Annotated in this window: 22 protein-coding genes and 2 pseudogenes; 12 read left to right on the top strand and 12 right to left on the bottom strand. The window is 69.8% G+C overall.

Annotated features, from left to right (window positions below; all coding sequences use genetic code 11):
• Positions 1–19 precede the first annotated feature (19 nt).
• On the bottom strand, positions 20–553 hold the full coding sequence (locus tag ACSYGN_RS12575) for a hypothetical protein (protein WP_460394927.1): 534 nt from the start codon (positions 551–553) through the stop codon (positions 20–22).
• Between the two features lie 72 nt (positions 554–625).
• Here ACSYGN_RS12575 and ACSYGN_RS12570 point away from each other — a divergent pair.
• The 3 genes and pseudogenes from ACSYGN_RS12570 to ACSYGN_RS12560 all read left to right on the top strand — a co-directional run.
• Positions 626–929: pseudogene (locus tag ACSYGN_RS12570) on the top strand (transposase); the annotation flags it as partial.
• A gap of 98 nt (positions 930–1,027) precedes the next feature.
• Positions 1,028–2,452: an IS4 family transposase gene (locus ACSYGN_RS12565; RefSeq protein WP_460394925.1), complete on the top strand. Its 1,425-nt coding sequence runs from the start codon at positions 1,028–1,030 to the stop codon at positions 2,450–2,452.
• A 52-nt stretch (positions 2,453–2,504) separates the two neighbouring features.
• A pseudogene (locus ACSYGN_RS12560) lies at positions 2,505–2,716 on the top strand (IS5/IS1182 family transposase); the annotation flags it as partial.
• 18 nt (positions 2,717–2,734) lie between these two features.
• Here the strand turns inward: ACSYGN_RS12560 and ACSYGN_RS12555 are convergent.
• Positions 2,735–3,196 carry a hypothetical protein gene (locus tag ACSYGN_RS12555; protein ID WP_460394923.1) on the bottom strand — a complete coding sequence of 154 codons (462 nt, stop codon included), beginning with the start codon at positions 3,194–3,196 and terminating at the stop codon, positions 2,735–2,737.
• 86 nt (positions 3,197–3,282) lie between these two features.
• On the opposite strand from ACSYGN_RS12555, the gene ACSYGN_RS12550 reads away from it, so the two are divergent.
• Positions 3,283–3,435 (top strand): hypothetical protein, encoded by a 153-nt coding sequence (locus tag ACSYGN_RS12550; RefSeq protein WP_460394921.1) that lies wholly within the window; start codon positions 3,283–3,285, stop codon positions 3,433–3,435.
• Between the two features lie 407 nt (positions 3,436–3,842).
• Here ACSYGN_RS12550 and ACSYGN_RS12545 read toward each other — a convergent pair whose 3' ends face one another.
• Together ACSYGN_RS12545 and ACSYGN_RS12540 are read right to left on the bottom strand one after the other, a co-directional pair.
• On the bottom strand, positions 3,843–4,037 hold the full coding sequence (locus ACSYGN_RS12545; RefSeq protein ID WP_460394919.1) for a DUF397 domain-containing protein: 195 nt from the start codon (positions 4,035–4,037) through the stop codon (positions 3,843–3,845).
• Between the two features lie 8 nt (positions 4,038–4,045).
• Complete coding sequence (locus tag ACSYGN_RS12540; protein WP_460394917.1) at positions 4,046–4,918, bottom strand: helix-turn-helix domain-containing protein; 873 nt, start codon at positions 4,916–4,918, stop codon at positions 4,046–4,048.
• Positions 4,919–5,137: 219 nt separating this feature from the next.
• Between ACSYGN_RS12540 and ACSYGN_RS12535 the strand changes: the two genes are divergently transcribed.
• The 4 genes from ACSYGN_RS12535 to ACSYGN_RS12520 all read left to right on the top strand — a co-directional run bounded on the left by ACSYGN_RS12535 (position 5,138) and on the right by ACSYGN_RS12520 (position 7,888).
• On the top strand, positions 5,138–5,341 hold the full coding sequence (locus ACSYGN_RS12535; RefSeq protein ID WP_460394915.1) for a hypothetical protein: 204 nt from the start codon (positions 5,138–5,140) through the stop codon (positions 5,339–5,341).
• A 4-nt stretch (positions 5,342–5,345) separates the two neighbouring features.
• Complete coding sequence (locus tag ACSYGN_RS12530) at positions 5,346–6,296, top strand: ATP-binding protein (RefSeq protein ID WP_460394913.1); 951 nt, start codon at positions 5,346–5,348, stop codon at positions 6,294–6,296.
• Between the two features lie 615 nt (positions 6,297–6,911).
• Entirely contained in the window at positions 6,912–7,247 is a 336-nt protein-coding gene (locus tag ACSYGN_RS12525) for a hypothetical protein (RefSeq protein ID WP_460394911.1), read from the top strand.
• A gap of 134 nt (positions 7,248–7,381) precedes the next feature.
• Positions 7,382–7,888, top strand: coding sequence for a hypothetical protein (locus ACSYGN_RS12520; protein WP_460403410.1), 507 nt, complete (start codon positions 7,382–7,384; stop codon positions 7,886–7,888).
• Here the strand turns inward: ACSYGN_RS12520 and ACSYGN_RS12515 are convergent.
• Entirely contained in the window at positions 7,830–8,636 is an 807-nt protein-coding gene (locus tag ACSYGN_RS12515; protein ID WP_460394909.1) for an IS5 family transposase, read from the bottom strand. The two genes, ACSYGN_RS12520 and ACSYGN_RS12515, sit on opposite strands and share 59 nt — an antisense overlap.
• A gap of 908 nt (positions 8,637–9,544) precedes the next feature.
• Positions 9,545–10,216 carry an endonuclease NucS gene (gene nucS, locus ACSYGN_RS12510; RefSeq protein ID WP_460394907.1) on the bottom strand — a complete coding sequence of 224 codons (672 nt, stop codon included), beginning with the start codon at positions 10,214–10,216 and terminating at the stop codon, positions 9,545–9,547.
• A gap of 250 nt (positions 10,217–10,466) precedes the next feature.
• Between nucS and ACSYGN_RS12505 the strand changes: the two genes are divergently transcribed.
• Complete coding sequence (locus tag ACSYGN_RS12505; RefSeq protein WP_460394905.1) at positions 10,467–10,859, top strand: SCO5389 family protein; 393 nt, start codon at positions 10,467–10,469, stop codon at positions 10,857–10,859.
• A gap of 168 nt (positions 10,860–11,027) precedes the next feature.
• Here the strand turns inward: ACSYGN_RS12505 and ACSYGN_RS12500 are convergent, their stop codons facing one another.
• A complete protein-coding gene (locus ACSYGN_RS12500; RefSeq protein WP_460394903.1) occupies positions 11,028–12,056 on the bottom strand; it encodes an LLM class flavin-dependent oxidoreductase in 1,029 nt (342 codons plus the stop codon).
• 223 nt (positions 12,057–12,279) lie between these two features.
• On the opposite strand from ACSYGN_RS12500, the gene ACSYGN_RS12495 reads away from it, so the two are divergent.
• Positions 12,280–12,621 (top strand): ATP/GTP-binding protein, encoded by a 342-nt coding sequence (locus tag ACSYGN_RS12495; protein WP_460394901.1) that lies wholly within the window; start codon positions 12,280–12,282, stop codon positions 12,619–12,621.
• Positions 12,622–12,647: 26 nt separating this feature from the next.
• On the opposite strand, the gene ACSYGN_RS12490 is transcribed toward ACSYGN_RS12495, so the two are convergent.
• The 5 genes from ACSYGN_RS12490 to mce form a co-directional block, all read right to left on the bottom strand.
• A complete protein-coding gene (locus ACSYGN_RS12490) occupies positions 12,648–13,529 on the bottom strand; it encodes an ABC transporter permease (RefSeq protein ID WP_460394899.1) in 882 nt (293 codons plus the stop codon).
• Positions 13,526–14,878, bottom strand: coding sequence for an ABC transporter ATP-binding protein (locus ACSYGN_RS12485; RefSeq protein ID WP_460394896.1), 1,353 nt, complete (start codon positions 14,876–14,878; stop codon positions 13,526–13,528). The genes ACSYGN_RS12490 and ACSYGN_RS12485 overlap by 4 nt, the downstream gene beginning before the upstream one ends.
• 340 nt (positions 14,879–15,218) lie before the next feature.
• A complete protein-coding gene (locus ACSYGN_RS12480) occupies positions 15,219–16,157 on the bottom strand; it encodes a cellulose-binding protein (RefSeq protein WP_460394894.1) in 939 nt (312 codons plus the stop codon).
• Positions 16,158–16,630: 473 nt separating this feature from the next.
• Positions 16,631–20,479, bottom strand: coding sequence for a polarized growth protein Scy (gene scy, locus ACSYGN_RS12475; RefSeq protein WP_460394892.1), 3,849 nt, complete (start codon positions 20,477–20,479; stop codon positions 16,631–16,633).
• A gap of 237 nt (positions 20,480–20,716) precedes the next feature.
• Complete coding sequence (gene mce / locus ACSYGN_RS12470; RefSeq protein ID WP_460394890.1) at positions 20,717–21,157, bottom strand: methylmalonyl-CoA epimerase; 441 nt, start codon at positions 21,155–21,157, stop codon at positions 20,717–20,719.
• A gap of 146 nt (positions 21,158–21,303) precedes the next feature.
• Between mce and ACSYGN_RS12465 the strand changes: the two genes are divergently transcribed.
• Both ACSYGN_RS12465 and meaB read left to right on the top strand, forming a co-directional pair.
• Positions 21,304–22,569, top strand: a complete 1,266-nt coding sequence (locus ACSYGN_RS12465; protein WP_460394888.1) for an acetyl-CoA C-acetyltransferase — start codon at positions 21,304–21,306, stop codon at positions 22,567–22,569.
• 207 nt (positions 22,570–22,776) lie between these two features.
• The gene (gene meaB / locus ACSYGN_RS12460) at positions 22,777–23,733 is read left to right on the top strand and encodes a methylmalonyl Co-A mutase-associated GTPase MeaB (protein WP_460403408.1); all 957 of its coding nucleotides are present in this window, start codon (positions 22,777–22,779) and stop codon (positions 23,731–23,733) included.
• Positions 23,734–23,876: the final 143 nt, after the last annotated feature.

Below are 23,876 nucleotides of genomic sequence, written 5' to 3'. Positions count from 1 at the left end.
CGGTACAGAGTGACCAGGGTTAGTCGACGCTGGCGTCTGTCTCCGGAGTCTTTCGGGCGTTGTTCCTGAGGTTGGCGAAGGGCAGGGCTCCTCCGTGGAGTTCTTTGAACTCGTCGATCAGGTCCTGCTCAGCCTCACCCGCGTCGTCCTCGGTCATCGGCCGCCAGGCGACGAGCAGTGCGTCCGAGTCGGCCAGCTGCCAGATGTAGCGTCCGCCCCAGTGGCCGGCCAACAGACCGGTGCCGTGGCGGCGGTAGTCGGCAAGCCGCTGATTCAGTCCGTCCTGACCTGCGGCCTTGCCGATGTACACGACCGTTGCCCCGTCCACCCAGGCATCGCCGAGCTTGTCGGCGGTCACGGACGGGTCGCGTCCCTTGAGATGCCCGGCAGGGCTGGTGGGGAGGAACGACGGGGGCGAGGTGTCCGTGCGGATCACCACGTAGATTCCGTGCCCGGTGGGGACGTTGCTGCCGGACAGTTCACGGAACGGCACGAAGCCGCGGAAGCCACGTGCAGTCAGGGTCCTCTGTGTCAGCTCTGGTGTCGGGCTCATACCAGGCATCGTGTCAGGCGCATCTGACAGTCCTCGGCGGTAGGTCTCGTACCGGGGGCTCCAGGCCCAACCGAACCCGAGGATCACGCGCTCGGACGCTCCCGCGGTGGCCTGAGCACGAAGGCCCACCTCGCCAGCGACGGCCGTGCGCGACCTCTGGCCCTCCGCGTCACCGCAGGTCAGGCTGGCGACGCGCCGTCTTCGAGACCGTCATGGCTGCCATCCACGTTCCGCGAGGCGGGCCCGGAGGCCGAGGACCCGGCCCGATGTGGTCCTGGCAGACCGCGCGTACTCATCCCACGCGATCCGGAGTCACCTCCGCCGACGTGGAATCCGCGCTGTCATCCCCCAGCCGTCCGACCAGGTCGCGTCCCGCGAGGTGCAACACCGTTGCGTTTGGCCGATGGGTGGGTCTGTCAAGGGGGCGAACACGAGGGCGGGACCCCGGGTAGGTCCCTTGGTGTCGAGCCAGGGATGAGCAACCCGGAGGTCCCGTTGTTACGGAAGTCTGCCAGCGTCCGGTGCCCAGCGACAGATCCGGACCTGTACGCGCCCGGCCACCTCGGCGAGCTGACCCGGATCATCGATCCCGTCCTCGTCGATGCGGTGATCGAGGAGACCGCTGCGCGGGAACAGCGGCTGCGTCTGCTGCCGGCGCGGGTCGTGGTGTACTTCGTCCTCGCCCTGGCCTTCTTCGAGCGGTCCTCCTACCAGGCGGTCTGGGGCAAGCTCACCGCGGGCCTCGCCCACACCGCCGTGGCACGGCCGTGTGCCTCGTCCCTGTCCCGTGCCCGCCGCAGGCTCGGCGTCGCACCGCTGCGTGCCCTGTTCACAGTCCTGGCGGGGCCGGTGGCCACCCCCGTGCAGTCCTGCGCCTTCTACCGCGGGCGTCGCGTGGTCGCCATCGACGGCACCACGCTGAACGCCCCCGACGAGACGGCGGTGACCTCGCGGTATCCCAAGCACGTCGGCCGCGTGCGTGAATTCGGATACCCGATCGTGCGCCTGGTGGCCCTGGTCGAGTGCGGCACCCGTGCCCTCCTCGACGCGGTCTTCGGCCCGGACCGGATCGGGGAGATCTCCTACGCCCACCGCCTGCTCGGCCGTCTGGACGCCTCGATGCTGCTGCTGGCCGACGCCTACTACGACGCGGTCGGCTTCCTGACCGCGGTCTCCGACACCGGCGCGGCCTTCCTGCTGCGTTCCACCCGCAAGCGGCGCCCGACCGTCCGGCACCCGCTGTCCGACGGCTCCTACCGGACCTTCATCCAGTCCAACAACTACCGGGCAGGCCACGGCTACGGACAGCGCCTGGAGGTCAGGGTGATCGAAGCGTGGGTGACCGTCACTCTCGCAGACGGGACCCGGCGCACGGAGCTGTGGCGCCTGCTCACCACGCTCCTGGATGCCGAACGCCACCCGGCCACGGAGCTGATCGAGCTCTACCACCGGCGCTGGCAGGCGGAGACCTGCTACTTCTCGCTGAAGTCCACCATCCTCGACGGCCGGGTCCTGCGCTCACGGACGGTCCCCGGCCTCGAGCAGGAGATCTACGCCCTGCTGACCGTCTACCAGGCACTGATCAGGACGGCCGACGACCTCACCACCGTGCACCCGCAGCTGTCCGCGCACCGCGTGAGCTTCACCGTCCTGCTGCAGGCCGCCGCCGACCAGATCGTGACCGCAGCAGGCATCGCCCCGGCCGAACCGGTAACGCTGGTGGGCGCGATCGGCCGCGCCGCCCTGGCGAACCTGATCCCGCAGCAACGCCGGTGGCGAATGAAGTCACGGATGCTGAAGAGATACAGCACGTACCCCTTCAACCGGAACCGCCACCCGAGAACGGCGCAGAAATACACCATTCACACCGAAGTGATCGCCGACGGATGGACCCCTTGACAGCAACGCCGCCCGCCAAACGCAACGGTGTTGCACCAGGCGGGACGTCATCTCCGACCAGATCGGCCACGGCTGCGGCGAGGGCGCGTCGGCGGTCGCCCACCGGCTTTCGATGCTGAGGCGTACAAGCAGCGCAACGCGGTCGAGCGACGCATCAACCGGTTCAAGCAGTGGCGCGGCCTGGCCATGCGAACGGACAAGCTCGCCATCGCCTATCAGGCCGCACTCCACCTCGCCGCCATCTTCATCTGGACACGGCGGTGACGATGAAGCGACGACCTGTCAGTCGTAGAAGAAGAGTTCCAGGTCCTCCACGGATCCAGGCCCGGTGAGGAAGCCCTCAGCCTTCGCGATCTCGTCTTCTGGTGGCAGCTCGCCCTTCAGAAGCTGCCGCATCCAGATTTCTCCCTGCTCGCCGACCGCGTAGATGCCGGACAGCAGCTCAGCCATGCCCGCAGGGTGCGGCGGGCGGCGCCCGGCGACTGGCCGGAGCACCCATCGGCCTGACCGGGCTGCGAGTCGCAGCACCCCGGCCCAGTTCGCGATCCTCCCGATTCGAACGTGCCACGAGTCCTCGGTGAAGGGGGCCATCCGCCCGCCACATAGAGGGTTTGTGGCGGCGCCGATGTCCTCGATGACCTGCCGTTCCACGGCGTCACGGACCCAGCGCCCTTCCTGCGCTTCTTCGATGGCGGCTTCCCACCACATCCACCCGCCGTCGAATCGGTCCGCGAATGTGTCCATGAGGACAGGCTTCCATGCACGATGCCGCAAGCATTCACGAGGGGGCCAATCAGAGGACCGACTCATCAAAGAGACAGGCTCTAGACGTGGCCCTGCGGGAGAAGACGCAGCGGAAGATGGTCTACGAGTCCGCCGCCCGGGTGGATGAGGTCCTGTGCCTGAACGTGGAGGACCTGTACCCGCAGGACAAGCGCGGCAAGATCGCTGCCAAGGGCGGGGCGACCGAGTGGATCCACTGATAGTCCGGTACTGCCCAGTTGCTGCCCCGGCTCATCACCGGACGCATCTGCGGGCCGCTGTTCCCCACCGGCGCAAGGCCCCGGCTGGCATACCGTCGCTGGGCCGCGTAGCCCGGCGCTTGCGGGTTGCATCCCCAGAGGGGGGATGCTCCCCCCGGTACATCTGACCAGTAAGAAGGCCGAGGCGGCCGTACGCAAGGCTCTCTCACGCCGTCACCATGATTGAGCTTCCTGCTGGCATGACGATCCACGCCTTCACCCTGAAGGCAGTACAGCGGGACGGGTTGTGGCACCCAGAGTGGCCCGTCGGCGTCATGCCGCTGAAGACAGGCGATGATGCGGCGCAGGGCGAAACCTGGAATGTGGACCGCGGTCTGTGTCCTGGTCGGCCCCCAATGGTTGTGGGCCTACCGGTCGAAGTCGCCTGCCTTGATGCTGGAGGCGAAGGCTTGCCACTCGTCGGCCGTGAAACAGAAGAACCCATCATCGGGGCGCTTGGAGTCGCGCACCGCCCGGCCCCCGTCGGCCAGGTCGGCTATTTCTACACACTCGTTGGTGCTGCCGCTGTAGCTGGACTTGCGCCAGTTCGTCGGGGTGTCCATCGATACCTCTAGCTTCCCTCGGTCCCGAGTTCTTGAGCGATCCTGGCGATGTGTTGCAGGGAGTCGGCGGGGTTGAGCGCGCTGGAGCGCAGGTCATCGAAGACGAGGGTGTACCCGGCTACTTCTTCCTGGGTGTCCAGGTACAGGCTGGATGACAGGTTCTCCAGCCAGACCACCCCGCTGTCATTGGGCACCGCGAACGACAGCACCAGGAACGGGCCGGACAGGCCGGCATGAGCGCCGATCTTGTACGGCAGGACCTGAAGCGTGATGTTGGGTCGCTCCACCATCTTCGTCAGGTGGGCGAGCTGGGCACGCATGACCTCTGCTCCGCCCACCGGTGTAAGTAGTGCGGCCTCCCCGATGATGGCCCAGAACCGTACCGGGTCCTGGTTGCGCGTCAGGATGGCTTGACGTTCCGCCCGCACCTTTTTCAGGGTGTCCACGACTTCATCCCGGACCATGGCCGGGTTCGCCTTCATGACGGCCTGGCTGTAGTCCTCGGTCTGGAGCAGGCCGGGGATCAGGATGGACTGGAAGGTGCGGATGTAGTTCGCATCGGCCTCAAGGCCAAGGTAGTTGGCGTAGGCGGGCGGGATGATCTGGCCGTAGGCGTCCCACCATCCCCGCTTGCTTCCGTCCCGGGCCAGGGCCGTCAACCTCTCGAGCAGTTCGTCATCCTTGAGGTGATAGCTGGCCAAGAGGTCGCGTACGTCCCGCGCCCTGATGCCCAGGTACCCCAGCTCGATGCGGCTGATCTTGGAACGGCTGCACTCCAGTGTCTCGGCGGCCTGCTCCAGGGAAACGCCCGCTTCTTCCCGCAGTTTGCGCAGTTCAGAGCCCAGGCGGCGGCGACGCACCGTCGGTGTCTGCTCGGCCACCGTGTTCCTCCCTTTGTTCTTCGGGACCAGTCTGCCCGTTTTCGCCGGCCAGTGGTATCTGGTGATCTTGGAACCGTTCTTGGCGAACGGAACCGTTCCAATAGAACCGTTGCGACAGGAACCGATTTCGGTCTACCGTAGGCGACCCGTCACTGCCGGTGTTTCTGAGGAGCACCGACCGTTACGGACAGCCCCACTGGTCATGGCCTAGGAGCCCCATTGGTCAGCAACGAGTTCGGCCAGACCCCAGGTTTACGGGTGCCGCTCATGCGCCGGGTCGCGCCGGGACAGCACGGCTTCTTGCTTTGCTTCGGGCGCGATGGCGTGCGTATCGAGACCATCACCGAAGCCCAGGCCATGACGTTGGCGACCGATTTGGCCCGTGAGCTCGGGCTGTCTGTGGCCAGGCAAGCGGGCCCATGACCGCATGAAGTCCCCCACCACCAGCGGCCGGTTGATGGCCGCGCCCGTCGAACGAGGCCAGCACCATGACCGTCAGGACCAAGCCAGCCGCCCATCACCTCAACCGCTCAGTACGCGGCCAGCTCCGGGCGGAGGTCCGGTTATGACCAATCCGCCTCAACCCTGGTTTAGCCGCCTTGAGTTGGCCTGTGAGCCGACCGCCGTCCGCTGGGCTCGGATGCACGCTCGCGCAATCTTGAAGCAGTGGGAGGTACCCGAAAGCGTCATTGATGATGCGGAGCTGGTTGTCTCGGAGTTGACCACCAACGCCGTCCGCCACAGTGGTTCGGCGGTCGCTCCGCCGCCCTCGGTGGTAGATGGTCGCGTGCGCCGTTTCGTGTTGACGCTGTGGTGCTTCCCCGACCACATCCACATCTACGTCTATGACCAGGACCGCACGCCGCCAGTACTGCGGCCACCCTCGCTCGATGACAACGGCGGGCGCGGCCTCCGTCTGGTCGAGGAGCTGAGTTCCAAGTGGGGCTATGCCTTCCCCACTCCGCACCCGGACTCGGGTAAGGCAGTCTGGGCGCAACTCGACTTCCCCGGCGAGCCCGCTCCGACCGACCTGCCCGCCGAAGAGCAGGCTCATCTACCGCCGCCACGTCGTTCCGATGCGCCGACCTGGCACGATGACCCGGCCACCATGACCGAGGTGGTCACGCGACTGCGGGACAGGGCGACGCCTACAGCGACGCCGTCACCCGCTGACACGCCGAGTCGCGAACTGCACTTGTGGGAACGGCAGCTTCTTTCGGGCCGGTTGACGATGGACGTCGACACCACCATTGCGCGCGACTGCCAGGCGCATGACGGCCCACTGTCGAAGGTCGAGAGCGCACCGGTCATCCGTTCCCACGGCTCCACCGTGCAGCCACACGTACTGCTGGCCCAGCACGGGGAGGACGGCCCGTGATGCGGGCCGGGTAACCCATCATGCCGAGTGGTCCTTGTCCTTCGGCCCCACAAATGAGGACCACTCACCAAGCGGCACCCCTGATGCGGTAACGGGTCTTCTCCCCGTGAGGCCCTGAGTAATGCTCCTGCGTCGGGGGTGTCTCGCCGTGTCCGATGAGGCATCACTCGAGCCCCGCCGACCGCGCTCGATGACGCGTCATTCGCCCGGCCCGTCGGCCGCGTGGAGAGGCTGTAGTACGGCAGCTGACCCGGAGGTGACGAGTAATTGTCGCACCCTGCAGATCAGTTGAGGTTGATCAGGCTGCGCGACCTTCGACGTTCGACGAGGTGGCCGGGTTCGATGCGGGCTCCGACTCGGACGAGAGCGACGAGGTGGGGTGCGTTCACGGCCCGCCATCGAGTCTGGCGGACTCGACGAACTTGAGGGCCACGGCGGCGCCGGTCTCAACACGAGCGCGTGGGCGGACTTCCCGGGCGGTCTCGCCTGACTAGTGGTCTTGTCCGGGGCAGAGCATCAAGGCAGACCTGTAGCGCGGGCGTTGAGTATGCGAACTCAGGACATGTGAGTACTGCGCCCGGTCACGGGAGCTGGCCGGGACGGTTGGCTGGGCTCATGAACACGACCTCGGCAACCACGCATCAGCAGGACACTGACCGCGGGCTACGGAAGTGGTCCGGCTGGGGACTAGGACTGCTCCTGCCGATGGTCGTCCTGAGCTGCGTCCCGGTCCTCGCCAGTGGGCGCGGCAGCCGGTGCATCACCTACGGTGACGAGTGCTCTGCGGTCCCCGGCGCATTCCTCTACGGATGCTTCTGGACGGCCGTCGTCGCCGGCTTGACGGCGCTGTTGTGGCCCCGGGCCCGCTGGACGGGCGCCAGAGCCGGGATCGTCGTGGTGCAGTGGACGGCTCAGGTCGTGTTGGCCTGCCTGATCCTCAGCTACGCCTGAGCTTGTTTCCTCAGAGGTTGTTCTCTTTCCGAACCTCGTGTGCGGTTTCTGCTGGTCAGGCATGAGATCCCGCCTGTCGCGGAAGTCTCGGTCCGTTGCTGACCGAGATGTCGTGGGGGTGGCGGATGCCGTCGATGCGGGCGGTTCTGGAGGCGCGGCAGAAGGCCGCGGCGGTGCGGGTAGAAGAACTCGAAGCCGAGCTGGAGCGGGTGCGGGCGGCTCTGGCCGACGCCGAAGAGGTGCTCAGGTGCCGCGTGATCGGCGTGGAGCAGTATCTGGAGGCGCTGGCCGAGGAGGACGCGCCCGCCATGGCGGTCGGCGGGGTGTCGCGGAGGAAGCCGGTTGGACCGCGCCGGGCGGTGCCTCACCGGCAGAACGCTGCCGGGGTCGAAGAACTGTCCTCGGACTACCAGGGGTTGATGGCCGCCGCCCTGGAGGCGGGAGGCGACGGGCTGGGTGCCCGGCGTGCAGCGGTGGTGCTGGGCTGGGACAGTGCGTCCGCCTCCCGTGTCGAGGGAGCGCGGGCCCGGCTGAAGCGGCTGGTGGAGCGGGGCTGGCTGGTGGAGGAGAAACCAGGCAGGTTCACGCTGCCCGCACCCGAACAGGTTGCTGGTGCCGGGCGGCCAGACGGCGGCTCATGAGCATGGTCATCGACCACAGGATGACGGCTTCGCTGGTGTCGGGGCGCCGCTCGTAGTCACGGACCAGACGCCGGCTGCGCAGGAACCAGGCAAAGGATCTTTCCACGACCCAGCGGCGGGGCAGGACCTGAAAGCCGGAGACGTCGTCACTGCGGCGGACGACATCGAGAACGAGTCCGAGGTGGCGGGCGGTCCAGTCCTGGAGATGGCCGGTGTAACCGCCGTCGGCCCAGATGCGCGACAGCCGCCGCAAGCGGCTCTTCGCTGTCGGCAGCAGGATCCGGGCGGCGTCCCGGTCGGTCGTGGAGGCCGGCGTGACCAGCACGGCCAGCAGGAGTCCGAGGGTGTCGGTGAGCAGGTGCCGCTTGCGTCCGTTGATCTTCTTCCCGGCATCGTATCCCCGTGAAGCGAAGGTGACGGCGGCGTCCGCCTTCACCGACTGCGAGTCCACGACCGCCGCACTCGGCTCCTGATCACGGCCCTCAGCGTCGCGGACGGCTCCGCGCAGCCGGTCGTGCAGCTCGGCCACCAGTCCCACGTCCCGCCAGCGGGCGAAGAAGGCGTACACCCGCGGCCAGGGCGGGAAGTCGCAGGGCATCGCGCGCCATTTGATGCCGTTGTCGACGAGGTAGCGCACCGCGTCGATCATCTCTCGGTGGCAGTAGCCCTCCGGACGGCCGCCCCGGCCCGCCAGCCATCCGGGCACCGGCAGCAGATCCCGCACGAGTGCCCACTCGGCATCGCTCATGTCCGAGCCGTACCGGGGCCGGCGCTCCGGCCGGTCGGCCGCGTTCCCGAACCTGTGGGCGAGACAGTCACACCCAGGAATGGCCGGACTGGACCCGGCAACCGCCACCACGCGACACTTCGACAACAGGGCCTCTTGCTCCTCGCTGGACTCGACAACCGCGAGCTACCAAGAGGCCCTTCTGTCATGCCCCGACATCGGCCAACTCACCCGATCCAGGACCCCGTTCGAGCCAGATCGAGCACCCGAGCGGATAGAGAACGGCCAGTCAAGGGTTTGAGTCGCTCGGGTTCGGGCGAAAGCCGGTGAACTACCAAGCGATGGCCGACACCCGCGATATGCCGGCATCCGCAGCAGCGGAAGGACCTACCGCAAAGCAGTGAGCCCACGGTTCCATGGTGCCCGCCAGGGCACGCCCGACGTCGGCGCGCAACGGTGGGACGAAGGAGCGGTACTCGCTGGTGTGCCAGAACCACGCCCCGGCCTGTCGGCAAGCGTGTCCGCAGTAGATCCGCTCGGTGACCGTGACCGAGCGCGAACCGCGTCCCGGAACCGGGCATCGCACGACGAACTCGTAAGACCGTCCCGGTGACTGGTCGGTGGTGGACGGCGTCCTGACGGTGCTGTGCGCGCGGGCGGGACATCGACCCGGACACGGAGCGCTGGGAAGGCGGTAACAACGACGCGCCCACGCACCGTCAGAACCTGCGGAACCTTTGGGATGAGGCTTTGGACGCCCCGCCTCCTTCACCTGCCCCACCTTCCGGCTACCGGGGTGGGGGCGGCGGCAAGGCTGTAGCCGACGTCAGCTGCACCCCCAAGGGCGCAAAGAACTGCGCGATCAGCCACAACGCACCCGCACCCGCAAGGGAACCGCACCCGCAGACACCCGCCCCCGCAGGGGCCCGTCAGAACAGGCGGAGTTTGTCGTCCTCCAGGCCCCGCATCGCGTCGTAGTCCAGGAGTTGGCAGCCGATGCCTCGGTCGGTGGCGAGGACTCGGGCCTGGGGTTTGATTTCTTGGGCGGCGAAGATGCCGCGGACCGGGGCGAGGTGGGGGTCGCGGTTCAACAGGTCGAGGTAGCGGGTGAGTTGTTCCACGCCGTCGATCTCGCCGCGGCGTTTGATCTCCACCGCGACCGTCTGCCCCGCGGCGTCCCGGCACAGGATGTCCACCGGGCCGATGGCGGTCATGTACTCGCGGCGGATGAGCGTATAGCCCTCGCCGAGCGTTTCGATGCGGTCGGCGAGCAGTTCCTGGAGGTGTGCTTCCACGCCGTCCTTGATCAGGCCGGGATCGACGCCGAGTTCATGGGAGGAGTCGTGCAGGATCTCCTCCATCGTGATGATCAGCTTCTCGCCCGCCTTGTTGACGACCGTCCACACCCCCTCCTCGTCGCCCGAGCCCTCCTTCAGCGTGCAGGGCGGCGACATCCAGTTCAGGGGCTTGTAGGCCCGGTCGTCGGCATGGATCGACACGCTGCCGTCGGCCTTCACCAAGATCAGACGGGGTGCCGCGGGGAGGTGGGCGGTGAGCCGGCCGGCGTAGTCGACGGAACACCGGGCAATGACGAGACGCATGGTGCGCAACGCTACTCGACCCCGGCACCCGGCGCGATTCGCCCTGGAAGACCCGTGTTCCTTCATGGCTGATTGTCGGCTCAAACGGTTCATCGCATGTACGCGTTCTGCTGGTGCGGTCACCGTCCGCTGCCTACGGTAGGGAACGGGAGGTCGCGGTGTGTGTACGCACCGTGGTTGACAACGCGAACTCCCTCCTTGACCTGTGTCCGGCAACCCCTGTCCCGGCGGGGGTGCGAGAGGAGAACCCATGTCGCTCGACGTCTCACCGGCCCTACTCGAACAGGCCGAGCGAGGCGAGGTCGACGAAGCCGAATTCGTCGACTGCGTCCGGACCTCCCTGCCCTTTGCGTGGGAGATGATCAGCTCCCTGGTGGCCCAGCTGAAGGTCGACGGCGGACCGTTCGCCGACAACCAGACGCCTCCGCCAGACGAGCACGCGCGCGGTCAGCTGCTGCGCGCGCTCGCGAGTGACGCGATACGCGGTGCGCTCCAGCGGCACTTCGGGGTGCGGCTGGCGTTCCAGAACTGCCATCGCGTGGCCGTGTTCCCGCAGGACGACTCGGTCGACCAGACCCTCGCCCGCTTCACCTCGGTGCGCAGCCAGATACTCAACCAGTCCCCGGAGCTCAGGGACTGCTGACCGCGCACCCGTCCGGACCCCTCGTCCGGCGGTCCTCGGCTTGCCGCTCCGTGCGGGAGGTGCGATCGACATGGAGCGGCAAGTCTCAGCGGGGCAAGGGGAGTTGCCCCGCGTCCGTTTGATCCGGTTGATCCGGTTGATCGGGTTGGTGCGGAGTTACTGCGTCGTTCAGCGGAGTTGGGGCAGCACCTCGGCGCCCAGCCGCCGTACGTTCTCCTCGGTGGCCGTCAGATCCCCCGAGCCCTCGACGAGCAGCGCGAAACGGGTGACCCCGGTGCGTTCCGAGGTCGCCGCCAGCCGGTCGGCGGCGAGCTGTGGCGTGCCCACCGGATGCAGGGCGCACAGCAGCTCGGTGTACGCCAGCGGATCACGCATCGAGCGCGTCCGGCCGTCCACCGTCATATGCGCCTCAAGCCCCTGTTTCAGCCAACCCGGCATCGCCTTCGTCAGTGTCTCCACCGCCTCGGTGCGCCGGTCGGCGATCTGGACGACTCCGGCCGAGACATGGCCCGCCGCGCGGATCTCCTCAGCGCCGAGCCCTGCCGCCCGCGCGTGCTCCCGCCACAGGGCGACCATCCCGGCCTTCTCCTCGTCCCCGATGTGCATCCCGAGCAGCATCGGCAGCCCGCGCCCGGCCGCCAGCCGTACGCTCGCGGGCGAGGTGCAGGCGACCAGCACCTCGGGCCCGGAGGCGTCCGTCAGCGACTCCGCCGGGCGGGGGACCACCGGGACCTCACGGAAGGCGAACCGCCCGCCCGAGGCCCCCACCGCCGGTTCGCGCAGCCAGCGCAGCAGCAGGTCCAGCGACTCCGGGAACCCCTCCTCGTACGCCGCGAGGCCTGCGCCGAACACCTCCAGATCGACCCACGGCCCGCCGCGCCCGACGCCCAGCGAGAACCGCCCGCCGCTCGTCAGATGCAGCAGCGCGGCCTGCTCGCCGAGGGCGACCGGGTGCGCGGTGGGCAGCACGCTCACCGCCGTACCCACCCGGATGCGCCGTGTGCGCCCCAGCAGTGTCGCGGCCAGGGTGACCGCCGACGGGCAGACGCCGTACGGCACGAAGTGGTGCTCGGCCACCCAGACCGAGTCGAGTCCCGCCTCCTCGGCGGCCTCCGCCGTTCGGACCGCCCGGTGCAGCGCCTCCCCCTGGCCCTGGCCCGGGAACTGGGCCGCCAGTACGAAACTTCCCACGTGCATGGTGCTTTCCCGCTTCCTTGGCTCCGACACGGAGCTCCCCCACCCGGCATAACCGTCCGACACGTGCCGAGGACACGGGGTAGCGAAGAGATTTGCGGATTTTCTGGAGAACGGGGCGGGGCGGAGGGGGACTTGTCATGATTGGCCACCTACGCATACCCCTGTCCGCGCCGCGTACGCTGGACAGGGTCCCCGCAGTCCGTACGACCTCGTGAGGTGTTCCGTGTCCCCGCGCCGCAACCGACCCAAGGACCCCCGGGGAGGCGCCGCGGCGAGCCGCAGCGCCGAGGACGACCCGTCGGGCCGCTACGGCGGCTGGCAGTCCACGGAGAGCTGGCAGGGCGAGGACTGGAGCGTGCGGCACGTGGCGGGCGCCACCGCCGCGGGCAAGACGTACCGCTGCCCCGGCTGCGACCAGACGATCCCCTCCGGCGTCCCGCATGTGGTGGCCTGGCCGGAGCACGCGGGCGTGGACGACCGCCGGCACTGGCACAAGGCGTGCTGGAACGCGAAGGACCGCCGCACCACTCGGGTACAGCGGTCCCGCAACGCGCCGAGGTTCTAGGACGACAGAACGACAGGCTCTACGTCTTATACGTCCCGCTGCTCCAGCAGTGCCCAGGCCCCGCTGAACGCCACGGCCGTCACGCCCACGATGATCCACAGCGGGTCCCAGCCGGACGGGCCGCCGGTGTTGCTGAGGGAGGCGTCGTAGAACACCACGAGCTGGTTGGGGATCGAGTACTGGAAGAGGGCCGTCTGCACCTTCTCCAGCGAGGGCGTGAACATGAACAGTGCGATCACCAGCGGGGCGAGCACCACGCCGATCATGATCGTGATGGCGCCCGCGGAGTGCCGCACGATCGAGCCGACGAGCAGCGACAGCAGCCCCAGCAGCGCGATGTAGAGGCTGATGCCGACCGTGCCCTTGAGCCACTCCGACGCCGACGGCGCCTTCGCCGCGTCCACCAGACCGACCTGGACGACGGCCACGAACGACACTGCCGCCAGCGTCACCACGAAGGCCACGGTGAAGAACACGATCGACTTGGCCGCCAGCACCCGTACCCGGGAGGGGCACGCGGTTGCGGTGGTCCGGATCATGCCGGTGCCGTACTCGGAGGCGGTCGTCAGCACGCCCAAGGTGATGATGCAGATGCTGCCGAGCAGCAGTCCGAAGAGGCCGAGGGACAGCGCGGTGTTGCTGTCGGAGCCCGGCTCCTGCCCGGACGACGAGTTGGCGACGACGACACCGGCGAGCAGCCCGATCCCGACCACCAGCAGGACGAACACGCCCAGCGTCCACATCGTGGAGCGCACCGATTTGATCTTCGTCCACTCCGAGGCGAGGGCGTGCCCGAGGTGGGTGCGCACGATCGGGATGGGCGAGGTGTAGGTCGGGTACGGCGAGCCGGGCGCCTGCTGCCAAGCGGGCGGCACGGCCTGCGGCATCGGGGACTGCGGGGTACTCATCGGGCGTCCTCGGGCTTGGTGAGGTCGGTGGCGGGCTTCTCGGCGGCGGGCGCAGGTGCGGCGGCGGGAGCGGGGGCCGCGGCGGGTGCGGGCTCAGGCACGGGCGGCCGGGAGGACGGGGGTTGCGGCTGGGCCTGGGGCGCCGCGACGGCCGCGGCCGACGGGGCCGCCGGGGCGGCGTACGGGTTCTGGGCGCCGCCGCCCGCACCGCCCGGCAGCGGGCCGTTGGGAGCGCCGTAGGGACCCGGCCGGCCCGGCTGGCCAGGCCCGCCCGGGGGCATTCCGGGAGGTGTACCTGGGGGCATCGAGAAGGGCTGCCCGCCCGGTCCGGGCGGCGGCGGGGCGTACCAGCCGGGCTGCCCCTGGCCCGGTACCGGCGCCGGCGGCTGGAAGCCGGGCGGAAGCGGCTGCATCAGCCCTTCCTTCTGGTCGACGGTGGAGCGGAAGTCGACGGCGGCCTGCGTCATCCGCATGTACGCCTCCTCCAGCGACGCCTGGTGCGGCGACAGCTCCCACAGCCGTACGTCGGTGTCGTGCGCGATGTCGCTGATGCGCGGCAACTGCAGCCCCATGACGCGCAGCGCGCCGTCCTGCTCGGGCAGCACCTGCCCGCCCGCCTCGGTGAGCGCGGAGGTGAGTTTCTCGCGCAGTTGAGGCTCGGTGTCCGGGGTGCGTACTCGTGCGAAGCCCGCGGAGTTGGCGGCGATGAAGTCCTTCACACCCATGTCGGCGAGCAGTTGGCCGCGCCCGATGACGATGAGGTGGTCGGCGGTCAGCGCCATCTCGCTCATGAGATGGGAGGAGACGAAGACGGTACGGCCCTCTGCCGCGAGCGCCTTCATCAGATTGCGCACCCACAGGATGCCCTCGGGGTCGAGGCCGTTGACCGGCTCGTCGAAGAGCAGCACCTGCGGGTCGCCGAGCAGCGCGGCGGCGATGCCGAGGCGCTGGCCCATGCCGAGGGAGAAGCCCTTGGACCGCTTCCGTGCCACGTCCTGGAGGCCGACCACGCCGAGCACCTCGTCGACCCGGCGGTCCGGGATGCCGGACAACTGGGCCAGGCACAGCAGATGGTTGCGGGCGTGCCGGCCGCCGTGCACGGCCTTGGCGTCGAGGAGGGCGCCGACCTGCCGGGGTGCGTTCGGCAGCTTGCGGTAGGGGTAGCCGCCGATGGTCACCTGGCCCGCGGTGGGATTGTCCAGGCCGAGGATCATCCGCATGGTCGTCGACTTGCCCGAGCCGTTGGGGCCCAGGAAACCGGTCACGGCGCCGGGGCGCACCTGGAAGGAAAGGTTGTACACAGCGGTCTTGTCGCCGTAGCGCTTGGTCAGGCCGACTGCCTCGATCATGCTCCGCACCCATCGACAGGTTCAGGAAAGCGGGGCACATGCCCCCCGTAAGGGCTAGAAGCTTATCGAGGCGCTGACGGTTCCGCTCAAGAGCAGGTAAAAACACGAGGTCTTCCGATCATCGCCCCATCCGTCCCGGAACGTCCCCCCACCGTGCGGCCGGTGGTTGTCGGTGATCGTCGGTGGCTGTCGACGGCCACCGGCCGCCGTCGGCTGCGGGAACGGCGAAGGCCCGCGCCTTCGGTGGATGTCCACCGGGGACGCGGGCCTTCGTAGCCGCTTGCGTCATCCGTCAGCCGCTACCCGTTGTCCGCCATCTGCGCTCCGCAGAAGGCGCGGGTCACCGGGTCTGCTGGGCCGGGACTCCGCGGGAGATCGGCTCGTCGTCCGTGGACGGGCTGCTCGCGGCGGCCACCGCGGCACCGGTCAGCGTGGCGAGCATCTCGCGGACGTTCGTCAGCTGGGCGTTGATGCTGTCGCGGCGGTTGGTGAGGGCGGCCAGCTCGCGCTCGGATTCCGAACGGATCCGGTCGGCCTTGGCGTTGGCGTCGGCCACGATGTCCTCGGCCTGGCGCTGAGCCGTCTCGACCGTCTGGCGGGCGCGGCGCTCGGCGTCGGTGCGCAGCTTCTCGGCCTCCAGGCGAAGCTGCTCGGCGCGGTGCTCGATCTCCGCGAGGCGCTTCTCGGCCTTCTGCTGACGCGAGGCCAGGTCGCGCTCGGACTGCTCGCGGCGCTTGGCGAGGTTCGTCTCGAAGTCGGCTGCGGCCTGCGCGGCCTTGGCACGGGTCTCCTCGAAGAGGGCGTCCGCTTCCTCGCGCTTGGACTGCGCGTCCTTCTGCGCGTCCTGACGCAGCTGCGACGCGTCACTCTTGGCCTTCTCGACGATCCGGACGCCGTCGTCCTCGGCCTTGGCCTTGCGCTCCGCGGCGAAGGACTCGGCGTCGTTGCGGACCTGCTGGGCGGCCGACTCCGCGAGTTCGCGGTGCTGCTCGGCGGCGCGGCGGGCCTCCTCGCGCAGATCCTTCGCCTCTTCCTCGGCGAGACGCAGGATCTTCTCGACACGCGCGCCGAGACCGGCGTACGACGGCTCGGCGTCGGTGATCGCGGCCTGGGCGTTCTGCGTCTCGAGGTGCAGTTCCTCGATGCGCTTTTCCAGAGCGGTGATGCGGGCCAGAGCACTGTCACGGTCGGAGACGAGCTTGGAGATTCGTTCGTCCACCTGAGCGCGGTCGTACCCACGCCGCACAAGCTCGAAGCCGTAGGGGGAAGTGTCGCTCATGGGGTTCCTGTCGAATGAGACCGGTGAGGTGATAGGTGGAATCCTAGGGGCCAAAACGGTGTGTCATCGAGCGGATGCGTGTTTGATCTGGAGAATGACACCCCTTTTGAGTGGCTGAAGCCCGGGCGGCTTGCCAAATGATCAATTAAATGCCCCGAAAGCAGGCGAAATCAACCGGGTTGGGTGACCCCTGGATCACACAAAGTCCCATCCAACTATCAGCTCCGTAACGCTCGCCCGGTAGGAGGGACGCACCGGCACGCCTTGGCGGGAGGGGCGCGACGGGGGCGGGAGTGCGCCCTGCGGCGGGGCGAGCGCCGTGGGGCGGGTGCGGTGAACAGCCCCCGGTCGACCGGGCGTTTGCCCCGACAGCGCCACGCCCACGCCACGCCCACGACACGCCCACGACACGCCCACGACACGCCCTCGCCGTGCCATCACCACGCCATCCCCATGCAGGGAAGGCTCGGCCGCTAGCCGTCCGACCCCTTGCCGCCGCCCCGGGGTCCGCCGATCGTGGCGCCGGCCTTCACCCCCGTGTCCTTGCCCGCTGACGGGGTTTCGAAGGATTCCAGGGCCTCCAGGACGTCCTGGACCCGGGAGATCTCCGCGTTGATGTCCTCGCGGCGGCGCACCAGGATCTCCAGTTCGCGCTTGCCCTCCTCGACGCTGGCCTTCGCCTCCTGGATGGCCTCGGCCTTCAGGTCCTCGGCCTCCTTGATGAGCTTGGCCTTCTTCTGCTCGGCCTCCTTGAGCAGGCCCTCGGCCTTCTTCACGGCGGCGATACGGACCTTGCCCGCCTCGGAGTTGGCCTCGGAGACGATCTCCTTGGCCTTCGCCTGCGCCTTCGCGTGCTGCTCCTCCGCGGACTTGATCAGCGCGTCGCAGCGGTCGCCGGTGGTCTTCATGGTCTCGGTGGCCTCGCGGCGGGCCCGCTCGTGCAGCGTCTCGATCTCGCTGGTGATGCGGTCGCGCAGCTCCTCCGCGCGGTCCCTTATGGCGGTGGCGTCCCGGCGCGCGCCGATGAGCAGCTCGTCCGCGTCCGTACGGGCCTTCTCCACCAGCGAGTTGCCCTCGACCGTCGCCTCCGCGACCAGCCTCTCGGCCTCGCTGCGGGCCGCGCCCACCATGGTGTCGGCCTGCGCCTCCGCGTCCGCGGTGGTCTTGTGCGCCTGCTGCTGCGCCTCCGACATCAGCTTGTCGACCTCGGCGGCGGTCTCCGTGATGAGCGTGTCGACCTGCTCGGCCGCCTCCGAACGCCGCTTGTTGGCGTCCTTGCGCGCCTCGTCCAGCGCACGCTCCGCCTCGGTGCGCGCCCCCGTCACCAGCCGCTCCGCCGCCGCCTCCGCGTCGGCCCTGAGCCGCTCCGCGTCGTGCCGCGTCCGGTCGGCGTGCAACTGGGCGGAGCCCACCGTCTCGGAGGCCTCGGCACGTAGCCGCTCCGCGTCCCCGGTGGCGTCCGCGATGAGCCGCTCGGCCTTGGCGACCGACTCCGCACGCACCCGCTCGGCCTCCTGCGCGGTCTCCGACTGGAGCCGCTCGGCCTCGTTGCTCGCCTCGGTGATCAGGGTGTCGACCTGCGTCGCCGCGTCCGACCGCATCCGGTTGGCGTCCTCCCGGGCGTCGGCCCGGGTGCGCGCGGCGTCGTGGTCGGCCTGCGCGATGGTGTCGGAAGCCTCGGTGCGCACCCGCTGGGCGTGGTCCGCGGCGTCCGACCTGACCCGCTCCGACTCGGCCAGCGCCTCGGTGACCGTGCGCTCGGCGAGCGCCTTCGCGGCGTCCGACTCCTCGCGGGCCTCGCGGCGGATCCGGTTGGCGTCCTCGGTGGCCCGCTCCCGTTCCGCATAGGCGTCCGCGCGGACCCGGTCCGACTCCTCCTCGGCCTCGCGCCTGGTGCGCTCCGCCGCGTGGTCGGCGGCCGAGCGCAGGCCCTGGATCTCCTCCTGCGTCTGCTCGTGCAGCCCGGCGACCGAGTCCCGTACCTGCTGGGCGTGCTGCTCGGCCGCGGACACCATCTCGGTGGCCCGCCGGTCGGCCTCCTCGACCAGCCGTACGGCCTCGGTCTGCGCCTCCTCGACCCGGTTGCGCGCCGACGCCAGCAGTTCCTCGCTCTGCTCGCGGGCCCGCTCACGCTCCTGGTCCGCCTCGGTGCGCGCGGAGCCGAGCAGTTCCTCGGCCTCGCGGCGGCGCCGTACCGCCTCCTCCTGCGCGGCGGCCAGCGTCTCCGACGCCTCCGTGGCCAGCCGTTCGGCGGCGGCCTGCGCCTCGGTGCGGATCCGGTCCGCGGTGTCCTGCGCCTCCGCCTTCAGCCGCTCCGCCTCCGCGGCGGCCTCCGACCGCAGCCGTACGGCGATGTTCTCGCCCTCGGCGCGGGACGACGCCGCGTCCGCCGCGGCCTCGTTGCGCAGCCGCTCGGACTCCGCCTCCGCCTGCCGGCGCAGCGTACGGATCCGTTCGGCGGCCTCGGCGCGCAGCCGCTCCGTCTCCTCACCGGCCTCGCGGCGGATCCGGGCGGCCTCCTCACGGGCCTCCGTCAGCGCCTGCTCGGCGCCGGTCAGCCGCTCGTCGGCCTCCGTCCGCAGCCGGTCCAGCTCCCCGGCGGCCTGCGCCTGCCGGTCCGCGACCGCCTGCTCGGTCTGCTCCCGCAGTTCGCGCGCGGCCCGCTCGGCGTCCGCCTGGATCGACTCCGCCCGCTCGGTCGCCTCGGCCTGCTGCTGCTCGGCGTCCTTGCGGGTGCGCTCCAGGGTGTCCGCGGCCTGCCGGCGCAGCGCGGTGGCGCGCTCGATGGCCTCGGTGCGGACCTTCTCGCTGTCCGTGGTGGCGGTCTGGCGCAGCTCGTCCGCGTCGGCCTTCGCCTTGGCCAGCAGTTCCTCGGCGCTCTTGGCCGCCTCCTCGATCTGCTGGACGGCCTCGCGCCGCGCCTCGGCCCGGATCCGCTCGCCCTCGGCGACCGCGTCGGCCCGCAGCTGCTCGGCCTCGCCGCGCAGCCGCCGCGCCTCCTCCTGGAGTTCGACGGTCTTGGCGCGGTACTCCTTGGTGTCGTCCTTCGCGGCGCCCTTGAGCTGCTCGGCGATGTCGTGCGCCTCGGCGCGCAGCCGGTCGGCCTCGGTCTCCGCCTCGGTGCGGATCCGCTCGGCCTCCTCGGCCGCCGCCCGGGTGGTCTGCCGAGCCTCCTCGGCCGCCTTGTCCAGCACGTCCTCGGCGGTCTTCGCCGCCTTCGCCAGCTGGGAGGCCGACTCCTCGGCGGTCAGGCTGCGGGCCTTCTCGGACGCCTCGGCGACGATCCGCTCGGCCTCCGTACGGGCGTCCGCGACGACCTGCTCGGCCTCCGCCTTGGTGGCCTCGGCCTCCTTGGTGGCCTCCGTGACCAGCCGGGCGACCTGCTCCTTCGCCGTACGGTTGCGCTGCTCGCTCGCCGACTCGGCGCTCGCCAGCGACTTCGCCGCGGCCTCCTTGGCGTCGGCGACCAGCTTCTCCGCCTCGGCCCTGGCCGCCCTGACCGACGTCTCCACCTCGGCCATGCGCTGCTCGGCGGCCCGGCCCACCTCTGCGGCCTCACGGCGCAGGGACTCCGACTCGGTGGCCGTGGTGCTGCGCAGCCGCTCGGCGTGGTCGGCGGCCTCCTGGGCCTGGGTGGAGGCGGCGTTCAGCAGCCGGTCGGCATCCGTGCGGGCCCGGCGCAGCAACTGCTCCGCCTCCGCACGCGCCGCCTCCGCGTCGGCCTGGAGCCGCTGGCGGGCCTCCATCGCGACCCGCTCGGCCTCGGCACGGGCGGCGGCCATGGCCTGCTCGGCCTCGGCACGCGCCTCGTCGACCAGCCGGCGGGCCTGCGACTCGCTGCGCGCCCGCACCTGCTCCGCCCACGCCACGTTCTCGTTGACGTGCGACTCGACGGTCTGCCGACGCTCGGCCAGCTCCTGGTCGAGCTGCTGGCGGCGGGTCACCGCCTCGGTGTGCAACTCGGCCTGGAGCCGTGCGGCCTGCTCGGCGTGCTCCTGAAGGATGCGCTGAGTCTGCGCTCTGACCTGGCTCAGCTCGCGCTCCGCGTCGGCGCGCAGCTGATCGGCCTGGAGCTGCGCGTTGCGCAGCATCTGCTCTGCCTGATAGCCGATGTCGCCGCCGTCGTAGGCGGGCCGGGACATGAGGGTGCGGCGCGCCTCGTGCAGCTTGGCGCGCAGCACCTCGACCTGGTAGCCGAGGTCCTCGGCGTGCTGGATCGCCTTTTCCCGCTCGGTCTTCAGCCGCTCCATCTCGGCCTCGAACCGAGAGAGGCTGTCGACGTCAGCCGCCGGCTCTCGCTCCTGGCGTTCGTAGCCCCGCACTGCGCGGTCCCATCCGTCCCCTGGTCGCAAGCCTGTCCACACGAGCTCCGTCCATCCGCCGGACGGGGCCCCCGGGGAATGGTGTCAGATCAAACGGCGGAGCACGGGCTGCTGCCCCGACGCTCTTCCCCCGAAACCCGGACCCCGGCCCGGTCCTGGCGTCGCAGACGACAGGACCCGGTCGCCCTGGTGGGAGCGGCGACCGACCCCAACCCTACCGGCCCATATGTACGAGGGTCAGTGCTCAGGTGACTCAACTGCCGCCGATGTGACCAGTTCTGTGAGGACACCGCCGCAATCCTTGGGGTGCAGGAAGGTGATCCGGGACCCCATGGAGCCGCGCCGTGGCTCCTCGTACAGAACACGTACGCCTTTTTCCCTGATGTCCGCCGCGTCGGTGTCGACATCCGCCGTACCGAAAGCGATGTGATGAACGCCCTCCCCGTTCTTCGTCAGCCACTTGCCCACCGCGGAGTCCTCGCGGGTCGGTTCCAGGAGCTGGAGGTAGGAGGCGCCGCCGTCCGAGGTGCCGTTGATCTTCAGCATGGCCTCCCGCACGCCCTGTTCCTCGTTGACCTCGGAGTGGAACACTTCGAAGCCGTAGGTGGCACGGTAGAACTCGACGGTCTTGTCGAGGTCGAAACAGGCGATCCCGATGTGGTCGATTCGCGTCAGCATGTAGTCAGTGCAGCGCTCATCGGGTGGTTACGCAACGTGCGCGCGATCACACCGGCCTCCCGATGACGGGCACGGGAGCGCTCAGTACATTCGGGTAAACCCTCGTTCACTCCTCAGCTTGTGCAGCTGAAAGGGGATCGCACCTCATGTCAGGAACGTCAGGTACGACACGTACGACAGACACTTCAGGTACTTCAGGTACTTCAGGTACTTCAGGAACGAACGGCACGACATCCGTCATCGTCGCGGGTGCCCGCACGCCCATGGGCAGGCTGCTGGGCTCCCTCAGGTCCTTCTCCGGGGCCGATCTGGGCGGCTTCGCGATCAAGGCCGCCCTCGACCGCGCGGGTATCGGCGGCGACCAGGTGCAGTATGTGATCATGGGCCAGGTGCTGCAGGCCGGGGCAGGGCAGATCCCGGCGCGCCAGGCGGCCGTCAAGGCGGGCATCCCGATGAACGTCCCGGCGCTCACCGTCAACAAGGTGTGCCTGTCCGGCCTCGACGCGATCGCGCTGGCCGACCAGCTGATTCGCGCCGGTGAGTTCGAGATCGTCGTGGCGGGCGGCCAGGAGTCCATGACCAACGCCCCGCATCTGCTGCCGAAGTCCCGTGAGGGCTACAAGTACGGCGCCGTCGAGGTCCTCGACGCGATGGCCCTCGACGGCCTCACCGACGCCTTCGAGAACATCGCCATGGGCGAGTCCACCGAGAAGCACAACGCCCGCCTCGGCATCGGCCGCGCCGAGCAGGACGAGATCGCCGCCCACTCCCACCAGCGGGCCGCCGCCGCGCAGAAGAACGGCGTCTTCGAGGCCGAGATCACCCCGGTCGAGATCCCGCAGCGCAAGGGCGAGCCGGTCGTCTTCAGCAAGGACGAGGGCATCCGCGCCGACACCACGGCGGAGTCCCTGGGCAAGCTGCGCCCGGCGTTCACCCGGGACGGCACGATCACCGCGGGCACGTCCTCGCAGATCTCCGACGGTGCCGCCGCGGTCGTCGTGATGAGCAAGGCCAAGGCCGAGGAACTGGGCCTTGCCTGGATCGCCGAGATCGGCGCGCACGGCAATGTGGCCGGGCCCGACAACTCGCTCCAGTCGCAGCCGTCCAACGCGATCCTGCACGCCCTGAAGAAGGAGGGCCTGGACGTCTCCGACCTCGACCTCGTCGAGATCAACGAGGCGTTCGCGGCCGTCGCGGTCCAGTCGATGAAGGACCTCGGGGTGTCCACGGACATGGTGAACGTCAACGGCGGCGCCATCGCCCTGGGTCACCCGATCGGGATGTCCGGCGCCCGTCTCGTGCTGCATCTGGCCCTGGAGCTCAGGCGCCGGGGCGGCGGTGTCGGCGCGGCCGCGCTGTGCGGCGGCGGCGGTCAGGGCGACGCGCTGATCGTGCGGGTGCCGAAGGCCTGAACCGGCGGCGGGGACACTGCCCGTGCGGGGGCGGTGTCCCGGCGGCTGTGATGGCCGTGGGGCGTGATGTTCGTACGGCCCTGACGGGCGTACGGCCTGACGGTCGTACGGCCTGACGGTCGTACGCACGTATGGCGTGGCCTTCGTACGTCGTGACCGTCGTACTCGTGACTGTCGTTCTTCGTGATCGGAGTGATCGGAGCTGTGATGCAGGACGTCTCCACTCTGGTGGCCCAGGCCAGGGACGGCAGGCCGCGGGCCGTGGCGCGGCTGATCTCCCTGGTGGAGGGGGCGTCCCCGCAGCTCAGGGAGGTCATGGCGGCACTGGCCCCGCTCACCGGCAACGCCTACGTCGTCGGTCTCACCGGCTCGCCCGGCGTCGGCAAGTCCACGACGACCTCGGCCCTGGTGACGGCCTACCGCGAGCAGGGCAGACGGGTCGGCGTCCTGGCCGTCGACCCGTCCTCCCCGTTCTCCGGGGGCGCCCTGCTCGGCGACCGGGTCCGGATGTCGGAGCACGCCTCCGACCCCGGTGTGTACATCCGCTCGATGGCCACCCGCGGCCACCTCGGCGGCCTCGCCTGGGCGGCGCCGCAGGCGATCCGGGTGCTGGACGCGGCGGGCTGCGACGTGATCCTGGTCGAGACGGTCGGCGTCGGCCAGTCGGAGGTGGAGATCGCCTCCGAGGCCGACACCAGCGTGGTCCTGCTGGCACCCGGTATGGGCGACGGCATCCAGGCGGCCAAGGCCGGGATCCTGGAGATCGGTGATGTGTACGTCGTCAACAAGGCCGACCGGGACGGCGCCGACGCCACCGCGCGCGAGCTGAACCACATGCTGGGCCTCGGCGAGGCCCGCGCCCCGGGCGACTGGCGCCCGCCCATCGTGAAGACGGTCGCCTCACGCGGCGAGGGCGTCGACGAGGTCGTCCAGGCCCTGGAGAAGCACCGTGCATGGATGGCGGAGCACGGCGTGCTGACGGCGCGGCGGCTGGCCCGCGCGGCTCACGAGGTGGAGACGATCGCCGTCACGGCCCTGCGTGAACGCATCGGCGACCTGCACGGCGACCGCCACCTCACCGCCCTCGCCGAACGCATCGTCTCGGGCGAGCTGGACCCGTACCGCGCGGCGGATGAACTGGTGGCGGGCCTGACGACGGCGTAGCGCCTGCGCGGAGGGCCTTCATGCCGGGGCCGCCGGACCCAGGCGGCCCCCGCAGAACCCCGGCGGCCCCACGAAGCCCGAGAGGCCCGAGAGGCCCGCACGGTGCGAGGAAACGTATCGCCAGGCGAAGCCCCGAGGGATTT

The sequence above is a fragment of the Streptomyces sp. YIM S03343 genome (genome assembly GCF_054729195.1).
This window is presented reverse-complemented; position numbering and strand designations above follow the sequence as displayed.

Coding starts and splice junctions, on each gene's coding strand:
- ACSYGN_RS12480 (WP_460394894.1), bottom strand. CDS start 16,157: ATGAGCGACACTTCCCCCTACGGCTTCGAGCTTGTGCGGCGTGGGTAC.
- ACSYGN_RS12490 (WP_460394899.1), bottom strand. CDS start 13,529: ATGAGTACCCCGCAGTCCCCGATGCCGCAGGCCGTGCCGCCCGCTTGG.
- ACSYGN_RS12530 (WP_460394913.1), top strand. CDS start 5,346: ATGAAGTCCCCCACCACCAGCGGCCGGTTGATGGCCGCGCCCGTCGAA.
- ACSYGN_RS12525 (WP_460394911.1), top strand. CDS start 6,912: ATGAACACGACCTCGGCAACCACGCATCAGCAGGACACTGACCGCGGG.
- ACSYGN_RS12545 (WP_460394919.1), bottom strand. CDS start 4,037: ATGGACACCCCGACGAACTGGCGCAAGTCCAGCTACAGCGGCAGCACC.
- mce (WP_460394890.1), bottom strand. CDS start 21,157: ATGCTGACGCGAATCGACCACATCGGGATCGCCTGTTTCGACCTCGAC.
- ACSYGN_RS12515 (WP_460394909.1), bottom strand. CDS start 8,636: ATGAGCGATGCCGAGTGGGCACTCGTGCGGGATCTGCTGCCGGTGCCC.
- meaB (WP_460403408.1), top strand. CDS start 22,777: ATGCAGGACGTCTCCACTCTGGTGGCCCAGGCCAGGGACGGCAGGCCG.
- nucS (WP_460394907.1), bottom strand. CDS start 10,216: ATGCGTCTCGTCATTGCCCGGTGTTCCGTCGACTACGCCGGCCGGCTC.
- ACSYGN_RS12575 (WP_460394927.1), bottom strand. CDS start 553: ATGAGCCCGACACCAGAGCTGACACAGAGGACCCTGACTGCACGTGGC.
- ACSYGN_RS12485 (WP_460394896.1), bottom strand. CDS start 14,878: ATGATCGAGGCAGTCGGCCTGACCAAGCGCTACGGCGACAAGACCGCT.
- ACSYGN_RS12465 (WP_460394888.1), top strand. CDS start 21,304: ATGTCAGGAACGTCAGGTACGACACGTACGACAGACACTTCAGGTACT.
- ACSYGN_RS12505 (WP_460394905.1), top strand. CDS start 10,467: ATGTCGCTCGACGTCTCACCGGCCCTACTCGAACAGGCCGAGCGAGGC.
- ACSYGN_RS12500 (WP_460394903.1), bottom strand. CDS start 12,056: ATGCACGTGGGAAGTTTCGTACTGGCGGCCCAGTTCCCGGGCCAGGGC.
- ACSYGN_RS12520 (WP_460403410.1), top strand. CDS start 7,382: ATGCGGGCGGTTCTGGAGGCGCGGCAGAAGGCCGCGGCGGTGCGGGTA.
- ACSYGN_RS12565 (WP_460394925.1), top strand. CDS start 1,028: ATGAGCAACCCGGAGGTCCCGTTGTTACGGAAGTCTGCCAGCGTCCGG.
- ACSYGN_RS12555 (WP_460394923.1), bottom strand. CDS start 3,196: ATGGACACATTCGCGGACCGATTCGACGGCGGGTGGATGTGGTGGGAA.